This window comes from Geoalkalibacter sp. (genome assembly GCF_030604225.1).
GTDB lineage: Bacteria > Desulfobacterota > Desulfuromonadia > Desulfuromonadales > Geoalkalibacteraceae > Geoalkalibacter.
On the sequence record NZ_JAUVWH010000034.1, the window covers coordinates 1 to 23,153 of the forward strand.

Genomic DNA, 23,153 nt, shown 5'->3' on the forward strand with positions numbered 1-23,153 from the left:
AGCCGAACAACCTGCTTGCGGAGTTCGAACTGTGTCTGCTGATTGAGCTTGCGGGCATCTGTAGTTTTCATGCCGGCATCATACCACAAACTAAGTAAAAATTAAATATTTATTCACCGTGGCAATAATACCTTGTCCTGACGCCATCTTCCATGATCTCTTGGTTGATCATGCCCTGTAGGAAAAATGTCCTTCGACTTGCCAAGTGCAAAAAGGTATCTCGTGGATCTTTTTTCGCGATTTGCATTTGATCGTTGATTCTCACATAGGTGCCGTGGGGTTCCGTGAGAACAAAGTGCCGCGCATAATGCCCGGCAGGCACCCTGCTTAGAGTTGCGTCGTAATGCAGTGGCGAGGCGTAGCTGATTTTGTTTTGGGGAGAGTACTTCAGGAACGAATCGACAATATCATGCGCGAACAGGTCGAGGTAGGATGAGATCTTCTTTTCTTGGGCGTCGAGCGCATTCAGGGCATCCTCGCTTCCGGCGGGCAGAATTTCACCATTCACACAGACAACATCCATGCTGTTGATGTAGTCGACAACCGTAGGTTCGCTGATGTCAAGAAAACCGACGCCGACGCCCTGATTTTCCCCGACATAACCGGCGACGGTTTGAAAACCCAGCCTGCCGTGATAGACCACCTGCAAGGTCACATCCGTGGCATTGAGGGGAATCTCCTCGGGGAGGCTGAAAACCAGTTCCACGGGAGATCCTTGCGGGATGCTCCTCACGCCATTCGCTTCCTGGGCGACGATATAGCTGAAATTTTCGCTGACCGGCACGGGGATTCCCTGAAAGGGATCCTGCAAGGCGGTCTTATGCCTGACCACCAATTCGATGCTGCCCGCCGGCATCTCCTCCTCGTTGACGGTGACGTTCCTCGCCTGAACGCGGATCTGGTGAAAACCCTCCCGCTCATCGGTGGCGATCGAATAAAATCCTTGTTCGGGCAGGCTTAACTCGATATCGCCCCGAAAAAAGTAGTTCAGCGCGGTTGCCGCGTACCCGACGGCCCTGGGCAGCAAGAGCCTGGCGTAGTCTTCATAAACAGGCTCGTCCAGGATGGGAATGGTCGCAAGGAGACTTTCCCCAAACAGCGTCTGCCGATAAAAGGAAAGGACTGACATGGCCGTCAGCTTGTACCCATCATCGCCGCCGGTCTCGCCGTCTCGGTTTTTGACATGGTACCAGCGATGTACTTTTTCCGGGTATCCCAGCGGATGGGTGATCGCGAAAACCTTGGGCGTTGTGCTCGTCAGCAGCGGGGGGATGGCGACGTCGGCATCGACCGGGTTGGTGTCGGTGCTCAGAAAGTTGGCGTTGGTATATTCGGCCAGCCCGATCTTGTTGCCCGTTGTTATCTCCGGATTTGTGCCGAAATATAGATCCCGGTCGAAGAGGTTCGCGAGAGGGATGGGGGCGCCACGGGCAGCAAAAGCGCTGGGCGTTGTTTGGAGAGTTTTGAAGTCAAAAAAGTAGGGGCGGCCAAGGGCGCTGTCAAACGAATTGCGATCCTTTCCAAGCCTCTCTTCAACGTATGCCTCAATGCCGGGCGAAAAAGGGTGGCCGTCATTACGTGTATGCTCGGGGACCGCCATGTCGGCAACCAGGTGCATCACCTGCCCGAGCGATCGAAAGGCCCTGGAAAATTCGACATTACGGGTATCCGGCTCTGTCCCCGTCAATGCGGCGTAAAAATGTTTTCGGGCATCGTTCCAGGAGTACCCTGAGTCTCCGATGGGTGATTGTGCCCAGACAAGGGCCGACTTGAAATAATTCCAAAGGCCGTGGTTGCTGATTGCATCGCGAAAATGTCTCAAATAGCGTGGAGATTTATCTTCTAGCGAGCCGCCACTTTTTATTATTTGGCGGACCGTGATAGGATCAAAAGACCATGCTATAAAATTTAATTTATAATCGATAGGTTCATTGAGGCCATAAAGAAATCCCAATTTTTTATTTAAAAATATTCAAGATTAAATCTACCATCAGGATAAACATGAATCAATGAAACCTCTTCGTTGATTAATTCATGAGCAATATCTTGAAAGGCAAAAGAACTTTGTGGAAAAAATGCGATAAAGAAAATAAAATAAAATTTAATGTTTAAAATTTTTTGTGAAATATATTTTGCGAAGCTTTTCATTTAAATTCCCCCTTAAATTAAATTTTTGGTAATTCAATCAAGTGACTAGATACAAAATAAATTTTTGAATTGTCGTGCAAATATTTAAAATTTTTCTTTTCACAACCCGTTGAAAGACATTCCGCAAGGTTCATACTACCTATGTAAACGTATCCAATTTTTCTGAATGAAAATAATACAAACCCATCCCACGAAAATGGGCTTTTAATAGTTTTGTAAGATGGTATCTCAAAGTATCCGTCATAATTTGTTATTGTTTGGTACGTATGTATTTTTTTTGTATTTTTTTCTACAAGAGTCTGATGTTTTACCCAATATTCAACTTCAATTTGAACTCCCGCCAACGGTGTGCCATCCTCTGCATCAATGACCCTCCCGCTGTAGACAGGCTTGGTGTAATAAGCACATCCTTGAAGAGACAGGATGGCGAGAAGCAAGCAGCAAAAACAAAGAACCTTGAATCTATCTCTCAGAATGCTCGAATTCGCCATAACCCGTCCTCGTCAAGTTGAAATTCCAGCTGAAATGAATACGGAACGCCGTCTCTTAGAATTTGAAGCTCGTAAACAGCTCTGTCGCCTCTGAGACCAACCAGTTCGATCCCTTGCATATCGGCGACGATTTGGTCGAGTACCGTGCCCATCTCTGCCATCTCGATCGCGTACACCTCGCGCGTCCGTGTTGAGAAATGCGCTACGGCGGCATCCACATCGCCGGTCCACATTGCCTCGGTCATGGCCTGCCATTTGGATTTCAGCTGCCCATCCAACTCCGCCTTGGAGTAGACGCGAATTCCCAAGGATTTCTCGTAGGCGGTTCCGCGCAGGTCGAGAACCCTGAGCTTGCAGGTGTAAAGGCCCGGCATTTCAAGATGCACGGCGTACGTATTGTCCTCCCCGGCAACTGGGGTTTTCTCCACGGGACCGGAGCATTGAAACGACCCGCCCGAAACGGTCGTCAGGTTCGTGTCGACCGAAAAGACCACCGGCAGGGGAGCCAAGCCTGCTTCCGTATCGGCCTTCAGGTTGATGTATTCGTCGGTCGGCGCGCAAAACACCCCGGCGCTGGTTGACCAGGTATTTCCGTCCGCGTCGGTGGCGATGGCCGTGAGCGTGTTCGAACCTTCGGTTAACGAGACATGATTGGCAATGAAGCGCCCATTGTCGACCTGGGCGACGACGCCGGCGACTCTCACCCCGATTTCCGAGGGATTGGCCACCGTGACGCTTCCGCTGACCGTGATCTCGCATTGATCGACCGTCGCGCCATCGAGAGGGGCGCCTTGATAAGGGTCAAAAGTGATTCCTGGTGGAACGGGAGGCGGCAGGACGGATACCCGGACCTCGGCGGCCGCCTGTCCGCCGGACCCCTCGGCGGTCAGACGGTAAAGTGTGGTCTGCGTCGGCGACACCTGGATCGACCCTGACGATGGAACCTCCCCAATCCCGGGTTGAATGGTGACCCGCTGCGCATTTGTCGTGGTCCAGGACAGGCTCGAGGATTCGCCGGATAGAATGGTGGACGGATCGGCGCCAAGGCGGGCCGTGGGAAGAGATGGCGTCGGGGGACTTGCGCCGCCGGCGACCGCGAGGGTGATAAGGCTCCCCGGCCCGCCCCCTAGCGTAACGATGAGTTCGTTTTGCCCTTTGAGCGCAAAAACGCGGGTAAGGGTGCCGACCTGCTGATTGAAATCCGATGGGGTGAGGATCTCGATTCCATTCACGGAGATCGACCCGGTCGATACGCGATGATCGCCGCCTGAGGTCCCGTTGGTGATTATAAGCATCGCGGTTTCCCCGGCGATTCCGGAAAAAGACCGGGTGGCGACCAGCGGCTTTCCTTTGCCGACGGCCAGGGATTCGGGGCCGAGCAGGTTTGCCTCTGCGCCGTACAACGGCGTGTGGATCGGCAGCATCGCCATGAAGAAGGCAGCCCAAATGACAAGGTTTTTCATTCTTTTCCCTCCGCTTTGAGTGATTTATCGTCCGGACATCAATCCGCCATCTTGCTGGAGGCAGGGACCAATCCGGCCAATACAACAAAAGCCGCCACGGACCCTTCGGCCCGTGGCGGCTTTCTGATTCATTCAACGGCCATTACTTCAACGATCATGCCAGCCCTCGTTGTCCCACATCGCACAGAAAAAAACATAACAACCAGCGCGACCTTAGCGCATAGGACGACGGTGGGCAAGGGAAATTTCCACTGCTTGTTCAACACAAAAGCGCGAAGGGCCGACGGGGGAGGTATCCCGTCGGCCCTTCGCGCTTTTGAGAGGGAGTAAAGCAATGAAGAGGGAGTCACCATCGCCGGCCCGCCTGCCACAACAGGCCGTCGATGGTTCAAACTATACCCGGAGAAAAAAGGCGCGGACAGAGACATTTTCGCAAAAAATTCCGAGCGGGAACCCAGTCGCCACTGTGCGATTGCACAGTGTTCCGAGTCGCTATCTGTGATATTTTGCCCGAATGCGTCTAACCCTCAAACAACAGATCATTCTCGCCCCCGCCACGGTTCTCACCCTGACGATCCTGCTGGTGATATTTCTCCAGTACACCTACTGGGATCTCTCGGTGAAACGCCAGGAGGCACGCAAGGTCACCCTGACCTTCGTCGCCCTGGCGGAAGCCGACCTCGCCGCCCAGCGCCTGCAGGGGATGGTCCTGCACATTAACCGCCGCGGCCAGATCGACATCGTCGAACTCGAAACTCTCGCCGAGCTGCACGACCATCTCTCCGGCGCGGTGGCGCGCATTCTCGAACTCATGATCCTGCCCGAGAGCACCCGCGTCCTACTCAAGCAAATTGCCGAGGATCTCGACTCCAAGCGCGGCTACGACGGCGCCCGCTTTCTCAACGCCCTGGGACTGCTGCGTCCGCAGCTGGTCTCCCTGGCCGAGACCTCGCAGCAGCGCCGCGAGCAGTTGCGCGACGTCAACCTGCAGAACATCGACGAGCTGGTGGCGCGCACCGCCATGGTCACCATCATCGGCATGGGCACCGCCATTCCCCTGGGCACCCTGCTTTCCCTGTTCTTCGCGCGTCGCCTGCTGCGCCGCATCAAGACCCTCTCCGACAGCGCCGGTCGCATCGCCCGCGGCGATCTCACCGCGCCGCCCGCGCCCAAGGAGGTGCAGGACGAACTCGATGAGCTGGCGGTCTCTATCAGCCAGATGACCGAGCGCCTGATCCGCGTGGTCAGCACGGAGAAACTGCTCGAAGGCGCCGAGGAGGAACGGCGGCGCATCGCCATGGACCTCCACGACCAATCCCTCTCCGATCTCTCCAACATCCTGCGCACCCTGCAGGGCCTGCGTCACGACGCCCAGTGCGCCGCCGACATCGGCAAGGTCGAGGAAGACCTGCAGCGCGCCATCGCCAACCTGCGCGACGTCATGGAAAATCTACACCCCCAGACCCTCGAGATCCTCGGCTTCGGCGCCGCCCTGCAATCCCATTTCGAGCGCCACCTCGACAAGGAGCAGCTTCCCGAGTACCATCTCTATGTATCTCCGCAGGTCGAGGGCCTGGGCCTGTCGCGCCTGTGCCTGCTGTCTCTCTACCGCATCACCCTGGAGGCAGTGCACAACGTTATCAAGCACGCCCAGGCAAGCCGCTACGAAGTAACCCTCGACCGGCGCGACGACGCGCTGGTGCTGGTTGTCGAGGACAACGGCAGCGGGTTCAGGCCCCAGGACGGCGTGCACGGCGGCGGGCGCGGTCTCAACAACATTCGCGAGCGCGCCCGGGCGATCGGTGCCCGCGTGCAGTGGGGGCCGTCGCGCTTCACCAGCGGCACCCGCTTTGAACTCAACCTCCCCCTAAACGGCAACCTGCGCCCGGAGCGCGACACAGACAAGGCAGGCCATGGAGACCTATAAGTTTCTCATCGCTGAGGACAACCCCAAGGATTTTGAATTTCTCGAGCGGCTGCTGCGCGAGGAAGATTTCACCGGCGACATCGAACGCGCCGACAACGGCCTGGCCGCCCTGAAAATGGCCGCTCAGGTGGAGCGGCCCCTGGTCATCAGCGACATTCAGATGCCGGAGATGAACGGCATCGACTTCGCCCGCGCCCTCTGGGACAAGCGCCCCCTGGCGCGCATCGTGTTCTGGAGCCAGTACAAGGACGAGATGTACGTGCGCGCCCTGCTGCGCATCGTGCCGCCGGAAACGGTGTACGGCTATGTGCTCAAGTCCAACCCCCGCGACCGCATCGCCGCCGCCATCCGCACGGTGCTCATCGACGAGCAGTGCTGGATCGACCCCGAGGTGCGCAAGGTGCAGGGACGCACCGGTCACAGCCAGACCTCCCTGTCGGATATCGAGTACGAGGCGCTTCTCGACATCTCCCTCGGCCTCACCGACAATCTCATCGCCCAGCGCCGCTACCTGTCGCGACGCGGCGTGCAGAGCCGCCTCAACTCCCTCTACTCAAAGCTCGGCATCGACCAGGAACAGTTTCACAGCGAAAAGTTCGGCGACGCCTTCAACCTGCGCAATCGCGCCGTGGCCAGCGGCCTGCGCCGCGGCCTGATCAACGCCTTCGAGATGGAAAACGAAGAGCAGGATTTCCAGGCCTGGCTCAAGCGCTTCAAATCCAGCCAGAGATAATAAAAACCCCGTCGGCCCAACAAGGCGACGGGGTTTTTTCTTATCTCAGAAGCGCACCAACGCTCGATATTCGAGCAGGGTTTCGCCCTCCGCCGGCACCTCGACCTCCCACACCGCCAGACTGGCCGCCTCCTTGCGATGGGGCAGGCTTTCCTTGAGAATCTCCCAATCCCCCGGCACGGGCTCCTCGACCCGCACCCGCACAGCCTCCTTGCCGCCGTTTTTGAGGCGCAGGGCATGGGCGGTCTCGATCACCGCCGGCTGGCGCTCGCCGCCGGCGACACGCCGAAAGTCCGTCTGGGTGCGCGCGGCCGTGATATCGAAGGCATGGCCCAGCTTGAGGCGCACCCGTTCGTTTTTCGGAGTGTGATCAATGCGGTCTTCGCCGATGAACTGGGCGTTGCCGCCGCTGTCTTTCTTATACACGCGCAGCACCCCCTGGGGCAGGGGCAGTCCCAGGCCGTCCTGCTCGCGGTTGACGAATTCGAGAAACACCCCGACGGGCAGGCGCGCGCCGAGCTCGCCATGGCGCCCGGCATAGTAGTAATCGGCGCCGCGCAGCCGATACTCCTTGCGCACCGCCACGCCGGCGGCGCTGAGCAGAGCCACCTGCTTGGTCTGGCGATCGGCGAGGGTGGTGGGGCGCGCCAGGCTGTAGAGATGGTAATCGAAAAGACTCTCCTCGGCCATCTCGGGAGCCGGGGCGGCCATGGCGGCGCGCATCATCAGCTCCGCGGGCATGCGCTTGTCCTCGACCACGCGATGCACATCGCCGGCCACCAGTTGCAGGCGCGCGTTGCGATAGGCGGTGCCGCTCTGGTTGGTCAGGGTCACCCAGCCGGACAGATCCAGGCGATCGTCCTTGGCGCTGAGCTCGGCGACGTAATCAGCGCGCCAGGACAGCCCGCCGGTCAGATAGCTCAGTTCCAGATCACGGTTGCCCGCCGCCGGACCGTTCAGGGCAAGGACCAGGGTCGGCCGCTCGCGCAGGTCGGCGGGCACCTCGGGGAACACCAGGCGTCCCGGCGCCCCGGTTTCGATGCGCTCGCCCAGCCGCAGGACTGGCACCCCGTCGTTGTAGGCAAGCAGGGTGGCCTCCTCCAGGCTCTCGGCGCCACTCTGGGGATGGGTGCGCACCACCTGCACCCTGCGCCCCACGTATTTTTGCAGCAGGCTCTGGGGGCTGAGCAGATCGAAGTCGAAATTCTGCTCCAAAACCCGCAATGGCCCACCGCCATCGAGGGTGCGCAGCAAGGCGGTTTCGGGACGGATGAGGGCACTGACCTCGCGCACCGCCAGGCGGCTCTCACCGGCGGGCAGGCGCACCTGACGGCGGTCCTTGACCAGCGCCAGATCCTCGTTGTAGATGGTCAGGGCGATTTCTTTCTGGTCGTCGAGGGCGGTGGAAATTTCCGGCGCGGCCCACGCGGGGGCAAGCAGGGCGACGAGATAAAAACCGGTGGCAAACAGCTTCAAGCCTGACTTGAACATGGCGGCAACTCCTGTGGCGATGAACGGACATTTCGCAAGCTTAGCAGATTGAAAGGTTCCTGTCGCTCTGAGCCCCAGTGGGCCGATGCCGCCACCACCACTGCAGCTGGGCGATGCCGACCGAGCGCAACAACCGCCCCTTCCAGCCGAGGGGCGGTTGTTGCGCTCGGCAGTCCAACATGAAAAATCCGCGCAGTTTTTCTGGGTTCGCCACGTCTTCCCGGAGGTGAAGACCCTCGGCGGCAAAATCCACATCCAGACAAAATTCCTTCGCGCCCCACCGCGGATGATAGGCATGGAGCACACAGCGATCGTCGCCACCTGGCTCCGCCGCATAGACCACGATGGTTTCCCGCCGGCAAAGATCCGGGCAAGACTGCTCTCGGATCAACTCCACCAGACAGGGGCGCCCCGCAGCCAGCCGTTCGTGAATCTTGCACCACTCGCGGCGGCTGGCCGCTCCGAGCCAGGCTTTCCCGCCGGGCGTCGGCAGGCGCAGCATCACATGCAAATCCAGAAAAACGAAGCGTTCGTCGCAGGCCAGCTTCTGGTGAAGACTGCGGCGCACCAGATCCTCCGGCAGCCATTGTTCCGGGACGCCGTATAGGATGGCGCGCCACTGCACTAGGCGCGCACTGCTGGCCACCAGATCCGCCAGCAGCCGTTCCCGCAGAAATTCCGGCCAGGCGGGAAAGGCAGCCGCCCGGGGCGGCGAGCACCGCGCCAGAAAAAGGTCCACGGCACCCAGGGCCGCGGCCGTGGTCTGCCAGCCGTCCGGTCGGGAAGCCTGTTGCCAGAGCGCCAGGCGCCGGGGCAGATCGTAATAGTCGACCATGCCGCCGAATTCCGCGCGCAATACGCCGAGGGCCTCGCCGATCGCCGCGCCCAAGGCCGCTTGCAACCGCGCCAACTCAACGGGTCCGATCAGCCCCGCGGGACAAACCAGGGCATCGGTGCGAGGATGAAACCGCCTGGTTTTCATGAAGGAGGCCACGCGGGGCGAAACAACATCAGCCGGGGTGCCGGCGGCGCAAAGCGGTGGCGGCATCCAGGCCCTGCTTGAGCTCACGCAGGGCGGCAAGCGCCCCTTGCGATTGTTCCGCGTTGAGGGTCAGTTGCAAGCCGCAGCCCGAGCAGAAAAACGGCCGCGCCGCGAGCAGCAGGTCGAGGGTCGTAGCAATGTGAAAGCCGCAGCGGGGACAAGGCAGGCCGGGAACCGAAGGTGTCATGGGGCTAATCTCCCGAGCTGAGTTCGCGAGCGGAAATGCCCTGCTCCATCAGGTGAAAAAGACGCGCCATGCCGGCCGGGACATCGGCCTGGTGAATGTTGATCCTGACCTTCATCTGCATCTCGGTGGAACGGCCTCCGGCGCTCGCCGGGTCGGGGGCGAGGGTCGCCTTGAAGTCGATGGGCTGCAGATCGGGCAACTCCTGGCCGCGGGCCGCCGCCACGCCGCGCCGTGCGCCGCGCTGGATATCCACGATCTTGACAAAGAACTCCACCTGGGCATCCCTGATCTGCAATGCCGGGATGGGCAGCAGGGACAGCAGCGGCACTTCGACTCGCACCCGCCGCGGCTTGCCGTCGACTCCAGTGGTTTCCTGCTGGAAACGCGCCATGCGCAATTTTCCAAAATCATCCGCCTCCTCCGGACCACCGCCGCTCTCAAAGCCGAACTCGCGAATAAAAGCGGCGGTCGCCTGAGCGGCTTGGCTTTCCGCCGCGATCATGGCGTGCAGTGGCGCGCCGATCAGCTGATTGAGCGACAGGGCGGTGAGGTGATAAAAATCATTCTTTTTTTCCGGAACCTTCTCGGGCATGGCGTTTCTCCACGGGCCTGCGAGTTCTCGCTATTCCGGACTCAGGGCGCGCCAGGTGCGACCCTCTTCCTGGCTTTCCACCTGCATCCAGTTGTAGTTGCGCAATCCTGCCTTGATCCGGATGCTGGAAATGGCCTCCGCCGGCAATTCCGCCAGCGCCGTGCCCGCGACCTCCACCAGTACCCGACAATCCGCGCCCCCCGTCCAGGATTTTTTCACCTCGTCGGCAAGGGCCGACAGCACGCTTCTGATTTCGGTTTTCCCCAGAATGGTGCCGACCATTTCACGACTGGTCTCGCCGACCCGCTCCATGCGATAGGCCAAAGCGCGCACGATCACCGGCTTGAGACCCTCCTGGGCCGCCTCGACGTTGAATCCGCCGCCGGCATCGAGCAGATGGGGATAATTGTTCATCAGGTAGCGCAATACATCCTGGCGCAAATCGATGCGAAAGGCTTCGCGCCCCAGTTCGTCAGCCAGTTCGGTTTTGCCGAGGGAGCGGGCGGCGGCAACGGCGTTGCGCAAAAAACGACTGGCCAGGGCGTCGCTATGCCGCTCGAAAAAACTTGCCAGTCGCGCCTCGCGACCTTCACCGCTGTCGCCGGCGAAATCCACTCCCGACAGGGTGAATTTCAGCTCGATCTCCACCTCTTCGATTTCCGCCCGCGGCACCGGAAAACGCCGCAGCAGGGAATTCTGCTCGTAGTAGCGACTGATGTTGCGGGAATAGATATCGGAGGCAAAACGCGCCTGGGCGATATCGCGCAGCAGTGCCCCAAGGATCTGATGCAGTTCGGCCATGGCGTGGTGTCTTCCGGCGGACGGGCGCTAGGCCTTGTTCGCCTTGATGTTGTCGGTGAGAATATTGAGAACCTTGGCCATCCCCGCGGGGATATCGTCCTGCACGGCATGGACGTTGATATCCATGGTGTACTCCACCGAATATTTGGAGCCCTGGGTGGCGGTGGAGTCTTTCTTGCTGGAATAGGAGGCATCGAGCTTGGCGCTGAAGAACAGATACTTGGCGCTGGCCGCCAAGGCCACCTTGCCCTCCGAGGATTCAGCGCTGGTCGAGGAGGTTTCGCTCGAGGCGTTGATGCTCGCCTTGAAATTGATGGTCATGTCGTCGATGCGGATAAAGGGAATGGGCACGATGGTGAGAATCGGCACCACGAGGGTTTGCTTGCCGCCCGGCCCCTCGTAATCGAAGGTGACGTTGCGCACCTTGCCGTCCTTGTCGAAGGCCACGCCCTCGATAAAGCCCAGGGATGACTGCGCCGCCTTGGCCTGCGCCTCCACCGCCGCCGTCATCGGCCCGCCGATCAGGGTACCGAAGGGAATGTTGCCCAACTGCCGGGTTGCCGTCTCCTGACTGCCGTTCGCCATGATCGCCTCCCTTGGATTGAGGAATCAAGACCACCCAACGCAAATCCCGCAAGGCAAGCTTCTGCAACCGATCACCAGAAGCCCATCGCATGAAATCAGTCTATCGGCAGTCACCGAGGAGTCAATGGCAGTGACCGATTATTAATGATAAAAACCCCTTCTGCCTCTACCCCCTCGCCCCCAGCCAGCGATCGATCTTCTCCAGCAGTTCCCGGGCGCGAATGGGCTTGGCCAGGTAATCGTCCATGCCCGCCGCCAGGCAGCGTTCCTCGTCGCCCTTCATGGCGTGGGCGGTCATGGCGATGATTGGGGTTTGGCGATTGGGGCCGCCGCGGCGACCGGCGCGCACGCTTTGCACCACCTCGAAGCCGTCCATTTCCGGCATCTGGATATCCATGAGTACCAGATCGTAGGCCTGTTCATCCAGGGCCTGGAGCGCCTGGCGGCCGTCCTGCACCACCTCGGCGCGAAAACCGTGTTTTTCCAGCAGGCGCACGGCCAGCAGGCGGTTCACGGCATTGTCCTCGGCCAGCAGAATGCGCGCCCTGTTGCGTGCGACGGTTGGCGCCGGGGGCGCAATCGGGTCCGAGACGCGGGCGGCATCCTGCTCCGCGGCCAGGGCCAGGGGCAGATCCACCCAGAAGCACGAGCCCGCGCCGGGCGTGCTCTCCACACCGATTTCGCCCCCCATCATGTCCGCCAGGCGGCGGGTGATAGCCAGCCCCAGCCCGGTGCCGCCGAACACTCGGGTGTGGGAGGCGTCCAACTGGCCGAAGGGATGAAACAGGGCACCCATCTGGTCCGGCGCGATGCCGATGCCCGTATCGCGCACCGCGAAGCGCAACAGGGCCAGGGAGTCCTCCCGCGCAAGCAGGCTCACGTCCATGGACACCTCGCCCTCGGCGGTGAACTTGACGGCGTTGCCGCCCAGATTGAGCAGGATCTGGCGCAGACGCCCGGGATCGCCGCGCAGGGCCTTGGGCACCTCCTCGGCAATCCGGCAATGCAGCGCCAGCCCCTTTTCCCGCGCGCCCTGGGTCAGCAGTTCCGCCACGCCGCGCACCGTGGCGCGTGGATCAAACGGGATGCTCCGCAGGTCGAGGCGCCCGGCTTCGATCTTGGAGAAATCGAGAATGTCGTTGAGGATGCAGAGCAGCGCCTCGCAGCTGCCCTGCACGGTGAGGGCATATTGGCGCTGCTCACCGGTGAGTTCGGTTTCGAGGAGCAGCCCGGACATGCCGAGAATGCCGTTCATGGGCGTGCGGATCTCGTGGCTCATGTTGGCCAGGAACAGGCTTTTCGCCGCGTTGGCGGCCTGGGCCTCGGCGGCCCTTTGGCGGCTCTCCTCCATGGCCAGTTGCAGCTTTTCCCGGCCGATCAGCAGACGATGGCCAGCCAGGCCCAGCAAGGCCAGCAGCAATCCCGCCAGCGTCAGGTTGCCCCAGAGATTGGCCGTCTGCCCCGCCAGTTGCGGCGCCTCGGCATAGGACACCAGGTACCCGGCTAGGCGCCCCTCGATGTCGCGCAGCGGCGTGAAGGTGGCGACCTGGCTGCTCCGGCCGAGGTTGACCTGGAAGGCGCCGCCCTGCCCGGCGCGCAGCGCCTGACGGATGTCGGCGCGTTCGGCGATGCGCTTTTCGATGTCCCCGGCCTGGGCCGACAGGGGCGGCGCGGCATCGGGCAACTCGCGGCCCTGGTCCTCGACCATCCAGGCCTCGCCGTCGCCGGCCCAGGGGGTGTAGAGGGAACGGTTCAGGGCATGGACGACCTCAAGGAACTCGCGATTGAGCAACAGGGTAAATTCGCCCTCCCCCTTGAGCTCGGATACCGAGCGGCGCAGGAATTCAAAGGGCATCCCCAGCTCGACGCTGCCGAGATGGCGTCCCCGGTCGTTCACAATGGGCTGCACCAAACGAAAGGCCGACATGTGCCGCCCCACCTCGAACCCGGTGAGCGGCCGCAGTTCGCGGTTGACGGTGCGAATCGCATAACGGATGTCGAAAAGCGCGTCGCCGTATTGATGGGGTGCGTGGAAACGCAGCAGGCTGGTCCCGTCGGGTAGATGGAAATGGAGCTGGCGCAGGCCTTTCTCGCGCAGACGCAGATCGACGGGATAGAGCCGCCGATAGAGCAGGGTGCGCGCCTCATCGCGCTGCCCGGGATCCAGGGCCTGCTCCAGCAGGACAAGGGTCTCGGAGCGCAGGAGATACTCGTGCAGGTAGATGTCCAGGCCCTGGCTGAAGGTCTGGATGGTGGCGCGCCAGGCCACGGCCTGGGTGGCGAAGCGCTCGGCGAGATAGGCACGCACCTGCTCCTGGGACCGCGTCTGGAGCAATCCGGCGACGGCCGCCCAGGCGAGGAGCAGCACCAGGACCAGGATGGCCCGGTGGGCGCGGCGGCTCATGGGTTGAGAAAATCCCGGGCGGTCAGGCCCAGTTGGCGCAGCATGTCTTCCAGGGGCGCATAGGCGTCGGCCGTCACGGGCGCGAAGCCATGGCGACCGAGAATCCAGCGGGCGCGCTCCTCAAGGGGAGCGTCTCGCAGCGCCCGCTCCAGGGCGGAGAGGGTTGTCTCGGATAGGGTCTGGGTGTTGGCCACCAGGGCGAATACCGGCAGGGGCGGGGTTTCGGCGAGCGCCCTGACGCCGAGATGCTGGTAGCGGCGGGCAATGAGGGTCTTCAGGGTGCCGGCGGCGAACTCGGCGCGGGCCACGGCCAGGGCCACGGCCTCGTGGTTGCCGAGGATCTCCAGGCCGGCCCGCTCCGGGTCCAAGCCGCCCTGCTCCAGCAGCCAGCGCGCGGCGAGGGGTCCACAGGTGCTCAGCCGCTGGGTGGTCGCCAGGGACAAGGGATCGCGGCCGCCAAGCTCGGCGACGCTTGCGGCGCCGTCGAAGGGCGCCACCAGGGCGCAGGTATAGGTGGCGACCACCCCTTCTTCCAGGAAAAACAGCAGGGCGCGGGCCTGGGGCGCGACCTCGCGCAGCACCAGATAGGGCAGCGGCCCGATTTCCGCGAGATCCACCCGATCCTCGGCAAAGCCCCGCACCACCTCCTCGTTGCTCGCGAGAAACTGGATGCGGATCTCTTGCCCCAGCACGCGGCTCAGATAATCCAGCAGCGGCTTGGTGTCGGCAATCACCTTTTCGGCATTGGCCATGGGAATGGGCGCGTAGGTGAGGCCCCAGCTCAGGGTCGGCGACAGCAAAAGGAAGATCGGGAGGATGACCGCGCCGCCCAGGGCGAGAAAGCGACAGAGTTTTCGCGGCATCGGATCCGACCTCCTCCCAACCGGGGGACGCGGGGTGGCACGGGGCACCAGGCGCGGCGGGCAATTCCTTAAAAGCCTGGAAATTAGCGAAATCTTACAATATCCCCGCGCACCGCGCAAACCCAAAAACACCCAAAAATTCCCGGGAAAATCAGGCCGGCTCCAGACCGGCGAATTTGAGCAGCAGCTTTTTCGGACCGGCGGTATTGAAGTAGACCGTCACTTTCTGGTTGTCGCCGCTGCCTTCCAGACGCCGGACGATGCCCACGCCGAACTTGAGGTGGCGCACCCGGGTGCCGATGCGCAAGCCTTCCTCGGCCTCGGCCACCAGTTGCACCGGCTCGACGAAGTCGGCCGGCGACGCGGCAGGAGGCTCCTGCGCTCCGGCCTTTGCGGAAAGACCTTGCAGCTGCTCGAAGACCGAGGCCAGGTTGTGGCCGGCGGTCTTGGCCAGGGCCGGCGCGGCGGGTTCGGGTCGCGCGAGAAAAGCGGGCGGGATTTCGGCGAGAAAGGGGCTGGGCGGGTTGAACTGATAGTCGCCGTACACGCGGCGGCGCAGGGCATGGGTGAGATAGAGCTTTTCCATGGCGCGGGTCATGCCGACATAGCACAGGCGCCGCTCTTCCTCGAGTTCCTCGCCACCGGCACCGGCGCGGCTGTGGGGAAACAGGCCCTCCTCCATGCCGGTCATGAACACCACGGGAAATTCCAGCCCCTTGGCGGCGTGCAGGGTCATGAGCGTGACGCGGTCGAGGCTGCCGTCGTAGCTGTCGAGATCGGTGACCAGGGCGACCTGTTCGAGATAGTCCTGTAGACTCGCTTCGCTGGTGCGGTGCTCCTCCATGCCGGCGAGCAGCTGCTCGAGGTTGCGCAGGCGCTCGCGCGCCTCTTCCGTGCCTTCCTCGCGCAGGGCCGCGCCGTAGCCGCTCGCCTCGATGAGCTCGCTGGTCAGCTCGGGATAGGGCAGTTGATCGAGCTTGGCGCGCAACCCCTGCATCAGTTCGATGAACTCCCCCACCCGCCGCGCCGCCGCGCCGCCCAGGGCACCACCCTCCAGGGCCAGGCGGCAGGCGGGCAGAAAGCCGCCGGCCTGTTCCTCGAACTCGGCGATGCGCGCGATGGTGGCGTTGCCGATGCCGCGCGCCGGCACATTGACGATGCGCCGCGCCGAGATGGTGTCCGCTGGATTGACCAGCACCCGCAGGTAGGCGAGGACATCCTTGATTTCCATGCGCGAGAAGAACTTGATGCCGCCGACCATCACATACGGGATGCGCGCCTCGACCAGGGCCTCCTCCAAGGGGCGCGACTGGGCGTTGGTGCGATAGAACACCGCCAGATCGCGCAGGTGGCGACCGGCGCGGCGCAGCCGCGCGATTTCCCCGGCGACGAAGCGCGCCTCCTCGCGGTCGTCGGGCAGGCCCTCCAACTCGATGGCCTCGCCCTGGGGATTCTCCGTCCACAGGGTCTTGCCCTTGCGCCCGCGGTTGCGCGCCACCACCTCGCCGGCGGCGGCGAGAATGGTGCGCGTCGAGCGGTAGTTCTGCTCCAGGCGGATCACCCGCGCGTCGGGATAGTCGCGCTCGAAGCCGAGGATGTTGCCGACCTCGGCGCCGCGCCAGCGGTAGATGGACTGATCGTCGTCGCCCACCACGCACAAGTTGCGCGTACCACCGGCAAGCAGGCGCGTCAGCTGGTACTGCACGGCGTTGGTGTCCTGGAACTCGTCCACCAGCACCTGGCGAAAACGCCCCTGCCAGCGGCGCAGAACCGTCGCGTCGGTTTCCAGCAGATGCACGCAGAGCAGGATCAGATCCCCGAAATCCAGGGCGTTGGCCTGGCGCAGGCGTTTCTGGTAGGCCGCGTAAATCCCCGCCATCTGAGCGCCCCAGGCATCGTCGCGATCCACGTCCTCGGGCCGCAGGCCGCGATTCTTCCAGCCGTCGATGGCCGCGGCCGCCGCGCGCGGCTTGCAGGATTTTTCGCTGATGTCCAAGGCGCGCAGCACCTCGCGCAGCAGGCGCTCCTGATCCTGATCGTCATAGATGGTGAAGTCGGAGGTATAGCCCAGGGCCGTGATCTCGCGACGCAGAATGCGCACGCACAGGGAGTGAAAGGTCGACACCCAGGGCAGTTCGCCGCCGCCCAGCAGGTTCTCGATGCGGTTGCGCATTTCCCCGGCGGCCTTGTTGGTGAAGGTCACGGCCAGCACTTGCCAGGGCGCCAGGCCCTGCTCGAGAATCAGCCAGGCGACACGCTGGGTGAGGGTGCGCGTTTTGCCCGAGCCGGCCCCGGCGAGAATCAGCAGCGGTCCCTCGCCGTGGCGCACCGCCTCGCGCTGCATGGGATTGAGCCTGGCGAAAAGATCGACGGAAGAATCCTTGGCCGTCATTTTTCCTTGCTCCACATTTCACCTTCCTCGCCCAGGCTGCGCGACATGAGGGCACGGTTATAGGCCGACACCATGTCGCGCCGCGAGATGATTCCCACCAGACGCCGACTGTCCTCGCGGTCGACCACCGGCAGCTGTTCGATGTTGCGGTGGCCGATCTTGCGCATGGCGCGGTCGAGGTCATCATTTTCGGTCACTGTGATCACATCGAGGGTCGCCAGTTCCTTGACCACCACCAGATCCATGAGATCCTTCTCGAACACCACGCCGAGAAAATCCTGCACGGAAATGATGCCGGTGAGCTGGCCGTCGCGATCGACCAGGGGGAAATTGGTGTGGCGGGTGTGGGCGATGAACTCGGCGAACTGGCCCAGGGTCATGCTCTCCGGCAGCACCTCCGGGTCGCGCATCATGACCTCGCCGACGCGGATGGACTTCATGATGTTGCGCTCCTTGCCCGCCTCCAGGTCGATGCCGGCGCGCGACAGCTCCACCGTATCGAGGCTGTCCTTCTGGAAGTGGCGGGCGATGGCGGTGCCGATCACACAGGAGAGCATGATGGGGATGATGACCTCGTAGGAGGCGGTCATCTCGAAGAGCAGGAAGATGGCGGTCATGGGCGCGTGGGTCGCCGCCGAGAGAAACGCCCCCATGCCCACCAGGGCGAAGGCGCCGGGGGAAATGTTGAGGGCGGGGAAAAACACCTGGAGCAGCTTGCCGAAGGCGCCGCCGGTCACCGCGCCGATGTAGAGCGAGGGCGCGAACAGCCCGCCGGGCAGCCCCGAGCCCAGGGTGATGGAGGTGGCCAGGGCCTTGACCAGCACCAGGGCGGCGAGCAGGTACCAGAGGCCGTCGCCGTGCAGCACCCGCTCCATGAACAGATAACCGTTGCCGAACACCTGCGGAAAACCGATGCCCAGGACGCCCACCAGCAGGCCGCCGAGCACCGGCTTGGCCAGGCGGTGCAGGCGCAGCCCGGCGAAGGCGTCCTTGACGCGCATGTGCAGGCTGATGAAGGAGGCCGCCAGGACGCCGATGAGGGTGCCAAGCACCACGTAGAAGACCAGCTCCCAGTGGCTGTTGAGGGCATAGGGCGGCACGGCGAAGGCCGGGATGTTGCCGAGCAGCGCGCGCGACACCACGGTGCTCATGCCGCTGGCGACCACGATGGCGGTGAAGCTGGAAATCTCGAAGGAGGCGAGCAGCACGATCTCGGCGGCGAAGAACACCCCGGCGATGGGCGCGTTGAAGGTCGCCGCCACCCCGCCCGAGACGCCGCAGGCCACCAGCACCTTGAGACGGTCGCCGCTGACCCGGAACGCCTGGCCGAACTGACTGCCCACGGCGCCGCCGATCTGCGCGATGGGGCCTTCCTGCCCGGCCGAGCCGCCGGTGCCGATGGTGATGGCCGAGGCGGCGCCGCGGGTGAAAATGGTGCGCAGGGGAATTTTCGCGCCGCGCAGGTTCACGTGCTCGAGAAACCGCGAAAAGCTGTAGCGAAGATCCTTGGCGAAGAGGATGCCGAAGGGAATCATCAGCAACCCGCCGATGACCGGAAACACAAACACCAGCAGCCGCCCCCAGGACCACTGGTCGAAGGAGACGCCGAGCAGATCGAGGCCCTGCTCCATGACCGCCCACTCGAAGAACTCGATGGTCCGGCGAAAGGCGTAGTTGCACAAGCCCGAAAGTAGGCCGATGACCACCGCCATGACCAGCATGAAGGTGTTTTCGCTGATGCGAAAACGGCTCTGCCAAGCGCTGCTGGCGCGCCGCAGCCAACCGGAGGCAATCTTACCAAGTGGAGAAAGGGAAAGTTTCACGGGCTCGCGGGGACCGCTGGAAAACGGCCGTGGAAAGGAACGAAAAACCTGCCGCCTTGACCGCAAACATTAACCAGCGACAAACGGAAAAAAATCATGCTATTTTTTTTGCGCATTGAAATCAACCATGAATTCCCGAAACCCTGGAGGAAATCATGAATTTCTGCCGGTTTTTGCTTCTTCTCGCCGCGGCGATCACGCTTCACGGCTGCGGCGCAAGCGACGACCCTTCCCGGCCCAACACCTTCACGCCCCTCACCTCCCTGGAAATTTCCGCGCCCCTCGCGCGTATCGCCCAGGGCACCTCGACCCCGCTGTCCGCCCTCGGCAACTTCTCCGGTCTGTTCACCCGCGACATCAGCACCGAGGTTCTCTGGGACGCCCTCGACCCACAGGTGGCCGTGGTCAGCAACAGCCCGCCGACCCAGGGTCGGGTGACGGGGCTCGCCCCCGGCACCGCCGTCATCCGCGCCGAACTCGACGGCGTCGCGGCGACTTTTCAGATCGAGGTGAGCGACGCCCAGGCTACCACCCTCGCCATCGCGCCCGAAGCCCCGAGCCTCGCCCAGGGCCTGGGCCTGCAGCTCAGCGCCACGGGCACCTTTTCCGACGCGAGCAACCAGGATCTGACCTTCGATGCCGCCTGGAGCTCGGCCGCGCCGACCATCGCCGAGGTCGGCGACAGCCCGGCCGAGAAGGGCCGACTGCGGGGCCTGAGTCCCGGCAGCACGGACATCACGGCGAGCTTCGGCGGACTCAGCAGCGCCGTCAGCGCCACCGTCACCGCCGCCGCCCTGCAAAGCCTGGACATCCGCCCGCGCGACGCCACCCTCGCCAATCTGACCCTCTTCCCCTACCGCGCCACGGGCCGCTTCTCCAACGGCAGTGAAAGCGACCTCACCGCGGAAGTCACCTGGGCCGGCGCCAACAGCGCCCTGGCGCGCGTCGACAACGGCGCGGGTCGGCAGGGCGAGGTCCGCGCGCTGCTGCCCGGCACCACCCGCATCTCGGCCAGCCTCGGCGGCATCTCCGCGTCCACCGGCCTCGGCATCATCGGCGCGGCACCGGCCAGTCTCTCCCTAACGCCCGCCAACCCGGCCCTGGCCCTCAACACCAGCCTTGCCTTCAGCGCCCGCGCCACCCTGACCAACGGTGCCGTGCGGGATGTCGGCGAACTCGTCACCTGGACGTCCTCCAACACGGCCGTTGCCGAAATCAGCAACCTCTCGGGCCGCCAGGGACGCCTGCAGGCGCGCAATCCCGGCACCACCCAGGTCACGGCCAATCTGGACGAGCTGAGCATCAGCACCACGGTCATCGTCACCAATCCCACCCTCCAGGGCCTGTCCATCACCCCGGCGCAGCCCACCGCCCTGCCCGTCAACACCTCCCTGACCGTCACCGCCACGGGCGTCTTCCTCGACGCTCCCAGCCAGGATCTGAGCCGCGACGTCACCTGGAGCAGCGCCAACCCGACGATCGCCGACGTCGACACCAGCGACCCGCGGGCCACGCGCATCAAGGCGAAGGCCACCGGCAACACCACACTGACCGCCAGTTTCGGCGGGCGCGAAGCCACCGTCCTCGTCAGCGTCATCAATCCCGATCTTGTGAGTCTCACCATCGGTCCGGCCGCGGCCACGCGCGACCTCGGCACCACCCTGGCCTTCACCGCCGGCGGCGTCTTTGCCGGTGAGGCGACCAGCCGCGTCCTCACCGAGGACGTCAGCTGGTCGAGCAGCAACGACGAAATTGTTTCCATCAGCAACAACGCCGGCAAACGCGGCCTCGCCACCCTGCTGAGCCGGGGAACGGTGACCATCCGTGCCACCTTCGGCACCACCGAACGCACCACCACCCTGACCGTGAATTAAACCAACGACCCATTGTCCGGAAAGGATAGACCCGCCATGCGCGCACGGATTCTTGCCACGCTCCTGCTCCTCGCCCTTTGGCCCCTGCCCTTGTTCGCCGCCGGCGAGGGTTTCTACCTCGGCGTCTGGGGCGGCGGCACCCTGCTCGACGAGGCCAAGGTGCGCGATGCCCAAGGAACCGCCCACGTCGATTACGATGCGGGCACCGCCTTCGGCGCGGCGCTGGGCTACGACATCGGCACCCGCTATCCCAGTATCGGCCAAGGCCGCATGGAACTGGAAGTCGCCTATCGCAGCAACGACCTCAAGGACGCCAAGTTCACCGACGGACGTTTTGCCGCCGATGGCGAGATCACGGTGCTGAGCTTCATGGCCAACAGCTTTGCCGAATTCTACGGCGCGCGCCCCTGGCTGCCTTACGTCGGTCTGGGCCTCGGCTACGCCCGCGTCTCCCTCGACAACGCCCGCCTCGCCGGCGCGCCCTGGGGCGACGACAGCGACGGGGTGTTCGCCTACCAAGCCGGCCTCGGGGTCGGCTATGAAATCAATCCGCTGCTCACCCTCGACCTGGGTTACCGCTACTTCGGCACCCTCGACGCCACCTTGCGCCTCGACGATCAGACCAGCATCGACTGGGAATACGACAACCATGCCGTGTTGCTGGGCCTGCGGCTGACGTTTCGCTAACGAAAGAACTTGGGGAGGCGGATTTACAGGATTTTGCAGGATCAAGGTCGATAAGGGACACGGATCACATCTGAAAAGGCGGGATAAGGGCGGATCAGGCTTTTGCCGGGAAAATCCGTCTTGATCCCGCCTTTTCAGATGGGATCCGCGTGCTATGGTTTTAGCATCCTAACCTTGGGAGGAACGCCATGTTCCAATCCGCCGAACTCGGCCATCGCCTGAGCAAAGAGGACTACGAGGCCCAGGTGCCGACCCTGCGCGAGGCGCTGCTCGACGCGCAGATGGAGTTGGGCGCCACGCGCCGCTTTCCCCTGATCCTGGTGTTGGGCGGCATGGAAGGTGCCGGCAAGGGCGAGACCCTCAACATCCTCAATGAATGGATGGACCCGCGCTTCATCGAGACCCACGCCCTGGGACCGCCCAGCGACGAGGAACGCGAGCGTCCGCCCATGTGGCGTTACTGGCGGCGGCTGCCGCCCAAGGGCAAGATCGGCATCTTTCTCGGCAGCTGGTACACCCAGCCGATTCTCGAGCGCGCCTACGGCCGCGGCGGCCATGCCGAACTCGACCAAGCCATGGACCGCATCCTGCGCTTCGAGCGCATGCTCGCCGACGAGGGCGCGCTGATTCTCAAAGTCTGGCTGCATCTCTCCAAACAGGCGCAACGGGAGCGCTTCCAGGACCTGGAGAGCAAGAAGGCCACGCGCTGGCGGGTCACAGCCGAGGACTGGCGCCAGCACGAGCACTACGAGGAGATGCGCCGCGCCGCCGAGCACGCCCTGCGCCAGACCAGCACCGCCGACGCGCCCTGGCTGGTGGTGGAAGGCGCCGATCCCCGCTATCGCCACCTCAGCGTCGGCCAAGCCCTGCTCGCCGGCCTCAAGCAGCGCCTCGCCGCCGATCCGCCCGCCCATTCGCGCCGGCCCGCGCCCCCCGCCCTGCCCGTGGTCAACGGCCTGACCCTGCTGCGCAGCCTCGATCTTTCCGTGCAGCTCGACAAAAAAGCCTACGACAAGGATCTGGAAAAGTATCAGGGCCGCCTCAACCTGCTGCTGCGCCAGAAAGCCTTCGCCAAACGGTCCCTGGTCCTGGTCTTCGAAGGCTTCGACGCCGCCGGCAAGGGCGGCACCATCCGCCGCATCACCGCCGCCCTCGACGCCCGCCAGTACCGCATCGTTCCCATCGCCGCGCCCAGCGACGAGGAGCGCGCCCAACCCTACCTGTGGCGGTTCTGGCGCCATCTGCCGCGCCTGGGCCGCGTGGTGATCTTCGATCGCTCTTGGTACGGGCGGGTGCTGGTCGAGCGGGTCGAGGGCTTTTGCACCGAGGCCGACTGGCTGCGCGCCTACGGCGAAATCAACGACTTCGAGGAGCAGTTGGTGCGCGGCGGCGCCATCGTCGCCAAATTCTTTCTGACCATCGACAAGGACGAGCAATTACGCCGCTTCCAGGCCCGCGAGCAGACCGGCTTCAAGCGCTTCAAGATCACCGACGATGATTGGCGCAATCGCGAAAAGTGGGAAGCCTACGAACAGGCGGTGTGCGACCTGGTGGATCGCACCTCCAGCGACATCGCGCCCTGGACGCTGGTCGAAGCCAACGACAAGCGCCATGCCCGCATCAAGGTGCTCAAGACCCTTTGCAAGAGGC

The 23,153-nt window shown here is 63.1% G+C and carries 18 protein-coding genes; 5 read left to right on the forward strand and 13 right to left on the reverse strand.

From position 1 onward, the window contains the following. Nucleotides 1-109: 109 nt before the first annotated feature. From QAT43_RS05650 to QAT43_RS05660, 3 genes are all read right to left on the reverse strand, one after another. Nucleotides 110-1,618, reverse strand: coding sequence for a hypothetical protein (locus QAT43_RS05650; protein ID WP_305042073.1), 1,509 nt, complete (start codon nucleotides 1,616-1,618; stop codon nucleotides 110-112). Between the two features lie 547 nt (nucleotides 1,619-2,165). Next, entirely contained in the window at nucleotides 2,166-2,639 is a 474-nt protein-coding gene (locus QAT43_RS05655) for a hypothetical protein (RefSeq protein ID WP_305042074.1), read from the reverse strand. Beyond that, on the reverse strand, nucleotides 2,618-4,102 hold the full coding sequence (locus QAT43_RS05660; RefSeq protein ID WP_305042075.1) for a hypothetical protein: 1,485 nt from the start codon (nucleotides 4,100-4,102) through the stop codon (nucleotides 2,618-2,620). Before QAT43_RS05660 ends, QAT43_RS05655 begins: the two co-directional genes overlap by 22 nt. Before the next feature lie 514 nt (nucleotides 4,103-4,616). Between QAT43_RS05660 and QAT43_RS05665 the strand changes: the two genes are divergently transcribed. Both QAT43_RS05665 and QAT43_RS05670 read left to right on the forward strand, forming a co-directional pair. Further along, nucleotides 4,617-6,029, forward strand: a complete 1,413-nt coding sequence (locus tag QAT43_RS05665) for a sensor histidine kinase (RefSeq protein WP_305042076.1) — start codon at nucleotides 4,617-4,619, stop codon at nucleotides 6,027-6,029. Further along, the gene (locus tag QAT43_RS05670) at nucleotides 6,016-6,762 is read left to right on the forward strand and encodes a response regulator transcription factor (RefSeq protein ID WP_305042077.1); all 747 of its coding nucleotides are present in this window, start codon (nucleotides 6,016-6,018) and stop codon (nucleotides 6,760-6,762) included. The genes QAT43_RS05665 and QAT43_RS05670 overlap by 14 nt, the downstream gene beginning before the upstream one ends. Nucleotides 6,763-6,807: 45 nt before the next feature. Here the strand turns inward: QAT43_RS05670 and QAT43_RS05675 are convergent, their stop codons facing one another. From QAT43_RS05675 to QAT43_RS05720, 10 genes are all read right to left on the reverse strand, one after another. After that, nucleotides 6,808-8,253, reverse strand: coding sequence for a DUF4139 domain-containing protein (locus QAT43_RS05675; protein WP_305042078.1), 1,446 nt, complete (start codon nucleotides 8,251-8,253; stop codon nucleotides 6,808-6,810). A 40-nt stretch (nucleotides 8,254-8,293) separates the two neighbouring features. Beyond that, complete coding sequence (locus QAT43_RS05680; protein ID WP_305042079.1) at nucleotides 8,294-9,235, reverse strand: hypothetical protein; 942 nt, start codon at nucleotides 9,233-9,235, stop codon at nucleotides 8,294-8,296. Between the two features lie 28 nt (nucleotides 9,236-9,263). After that, on the reverse strand, nucleotides 9,264-9,482 hold the full coding sequence (locus QAT43_RS05685) for a hypothetical protein (protein ID WP_305042080.1): 219 nt from the start codon (nucleotides 9,480-9,482) through the stop codon (nucleotides 9,264-9,266). Between the two features lie 4 nt (nucleotides 9,483-9,486). Beyond that, nucleotides 9,487-10,074: a DUF2589 domain-containing protein gene (locus QAT43_RS05690; RefSeq protein WP_305042081.1), complete on the reverse strand. Its 588-nt coding sequence runs from the start codon at nucleotides 10,072-10,074 to the stop codon at nucleotides 9,487-9,489. A gap of 30 nt (nucleotides 10,075-10,104) precedes the next feature. Next, on the reverse strand, nucleotides 10,105-10,875 hold the full coding sequence (locus QAT43_RS05695) for a hypothetical protein (protein WP_305042082.1): 771 nt from the start codon (nucleotides 10,873-10,875) through the stop codon (nucleotides 10,105-10,107). Nucleotides 10,876-10,902: 27 nt separating this feature from the next. Next, nucleotides 10,903-11,460, reverse strand: coding sequence for a DUF2589 domain-containing protein (locus tag QAT43_RS05700; protein ID WP_305042083.1), 558 nt, complete (start codon nucleotides 11,458-11,460; stop codon nucleotides 10,903-10,905). A gap of 166 nt (nucleotides 11,461-11,626) precedes the next feature. After that, a complete protein-coding gene (locus tag QAT43_RS05705; protein ID WP_305042084.1) occupies nucleotides 11,627-13,864 on the reverse strand; it encodes a hybrid sensor histidine kinase/response regulator in 2,238 nt (745 codons plus the stop codon). Then, nucleotides 13,861-14,727 (reverse strand): PhnD/SsuA/transferrin family substrate-binding protein, encoded by an 867-nt coding sequence (locus QAT43_RS05710; protein WP_305042085.1) that lies wholly within the window; start codon nucleotides 14,725-14,727, stop codon nucleotides 13,861-13,863. Before QAT43_RS05710 ends, QAT43_RS05705 begins: the two co-directional genes overlap by 4 nt. A gap of 151 nt (nucleotides 14,728-14,878) precedes the next feature. Beyond that, nucleotides 14,879-17,119, reverse strand: a complete 2,241-nt coding sequence (locus QAT43_RS05715; protein WP_305042086.1) for an ATP-dependent helicase — start codon at nucleotides 17,117-17,119, stop codon at nucleotides 14,879-14,881. After that, nucleotides 17,116-18,942, reverse strand: a complete 1,827-nt coding sequence (locus QAT43_RS05720; RefSeq protein WP_305042087.1) for a chloride channel protein — start codon at nucleotides 18,940-18,942, stop codon at nucleotides 17,116-17,118. Before QAT43_RS05720 ends, QAT43_RS05715 begins: the two co-directional genes overlap by 4 nt. Before the next feature lie 155 nt (nucleotides 18,943-19,097). Between QAT43_RS05720 and QAT43_RS05725 the strand changes: the two genes are divergently transcribed. From QAT43_RS05725 to pap, 3 genes are all read left to right on the forward strand, one after another. Further along, complete coding sequence (locus QAT43_RS05725; RefSeq protein WP_305042088.1) at nucleotides 19,098-20,816, forward strand: Ig-like domain-containing protein; 1,719 nt, start codon at nucleotides 19,098-19,100, stop codon at nucleotides 20,814-20,816. Nucleotides 20,817-20,852: 36 nt separating this feature from the next. Next, nucleotides 20,853-21,503, forward strand: a complete 651-nt coding sequence (locus QAT43_RS05730; protein ID WP_305042089.1) for an outer membrane protein — start codon at nucleotides 20,853-20,855, stop codon at nucleotides 21,501-21,503. Between the two features lie 188 nt (nucleotides 21,504-21,691). Further along, the coding region (gene pap / locus QAT43_RS05735; RefSeq protein WP_305042090.1) for a polyphosphate:AMP phosphotransferase at nucleotides 21,692-23,153 on the forward strand (1,462 nt) is incomplete at its 3' end.

Excerpts from the sequence above, each read along its gene's own strand:
- QAT43_RS05710 (WP_305042085.1), bottom strand. The coding sequence starts at position 14,727 with ATGCCGCGAAAACTCTGTCGCTTTCTCGCCCTGGGCGGCGCGGTCATC.
- QAT43_RS05725 (WP_305042088.1), top strand. The coding sequence starts at position 19,098 with ATGAATTTCTGCCGGTTTTTGCTTCTTCTCGCCGCGGCGATCACGCTT.
- QAT43_RS05690 (WP_305042081.1), bottom strand. The coding sequence starts at position 10,074 with ATGCCCGAGAAGGTTCCGGAAAAAAAGAATGATTTTTATCACCTCACC.
- QAT43_RS05715 (WP_305042086.1), bottom strand. The coding sequence starts at position 17,119 with ATGACGGCCAAGGATTCTTCCGTCGATCTTTTCGCCAGGCTCAATCCC.
- QAT43_RS05730 (WP_305042089.1), top strand. The coding sequence starts at position 20,853 with ATGCGCGCACGGATTCTTGCCACGCTCCTGCTCCTCGCCCTTTGGCCC.
- QAT43_RS05650 (WP_305042073.1), bottom strand. The coding sequence starts at position 1,618 with ATGCACCTGGTTGCCGACATGGCGGTCCCCGAGCATACACGTAATGAC.
- QAT43_RS05675 (WP_305042078.1), bottom strand. The coding sequence starts at position 8,253 with ATGTTCAAGTCAGGCTTGAAGCTGTTTGCCACCGGTTTTTATCTCGTC.
- QAT43_RS05685 (WP_305042080.1), bottom strand. The coding sequence starts at position 9,482 with ATGACACCTTCGGTTCCCGGCCTGCCTTGTCCCCGCTGCGGCTTTCAC.
- QAT43_RS05700 (WP_305042083.1), bottom strand. The coding sequence starts at position 11,460 with ATGGCGAACGGCAGTCAGGAGACGGCAACCCGGCAGTTGGGCAACATT.
- QAT43_RS05695 (WP_305042082.1), bottom strand. The coding sequence starts at position 10,875 with ATGGCCGAACTGCATCAGATCCTTGGGGCACTGCTGCGCGATATCGCC.
- QAT43_RS05660 (WP_305042075.1), bottom strand. The coding sequence starts at position 4,102 with ATGAAAAACCTTGTCATTTGGGCTGCCTTCTTCATGGCGATGCTGCCG.
- QAT43_RS05705 (WP_305042084.1), bottom strand. The coding sequence starts at position 13,864 with ATGAGCCGCCGCGCCCACCGGGCCATCCTGGTCCTGGTGCTGCTCCTC.
- QAT43_RS05655 (WP_305042074.1), bottom strand. The coding sequence starts at position 2,639 with ATGGCGAATTCGAGCATTCTGAGAGATAGATTCAAGGTTCTTTGTTTT.
- QAT43_RS05680 (WP_305042079.1), bottom strand. The coding sequence starts at position 9,235 with ATGAAAACCAGGCGGTTTCATCCTCGCACCGATGCCCTGGTTTGTCCC.
- QAT43_RS05665 (WP_305042076.1), top strand. The coding sequence starts at position 4,617 with ATGCGTCTAACCCTCAAACAACAGATCATTCTCGCCCCCGCCACGGTT.
- QAT43_RS05670 (WP_305042077.1), top strand. The coding sequence starts at position 6,016 with ATGGAGACCTATAAGTTTCTCATCGCTGAGGACAACCCCAAGGATTTT.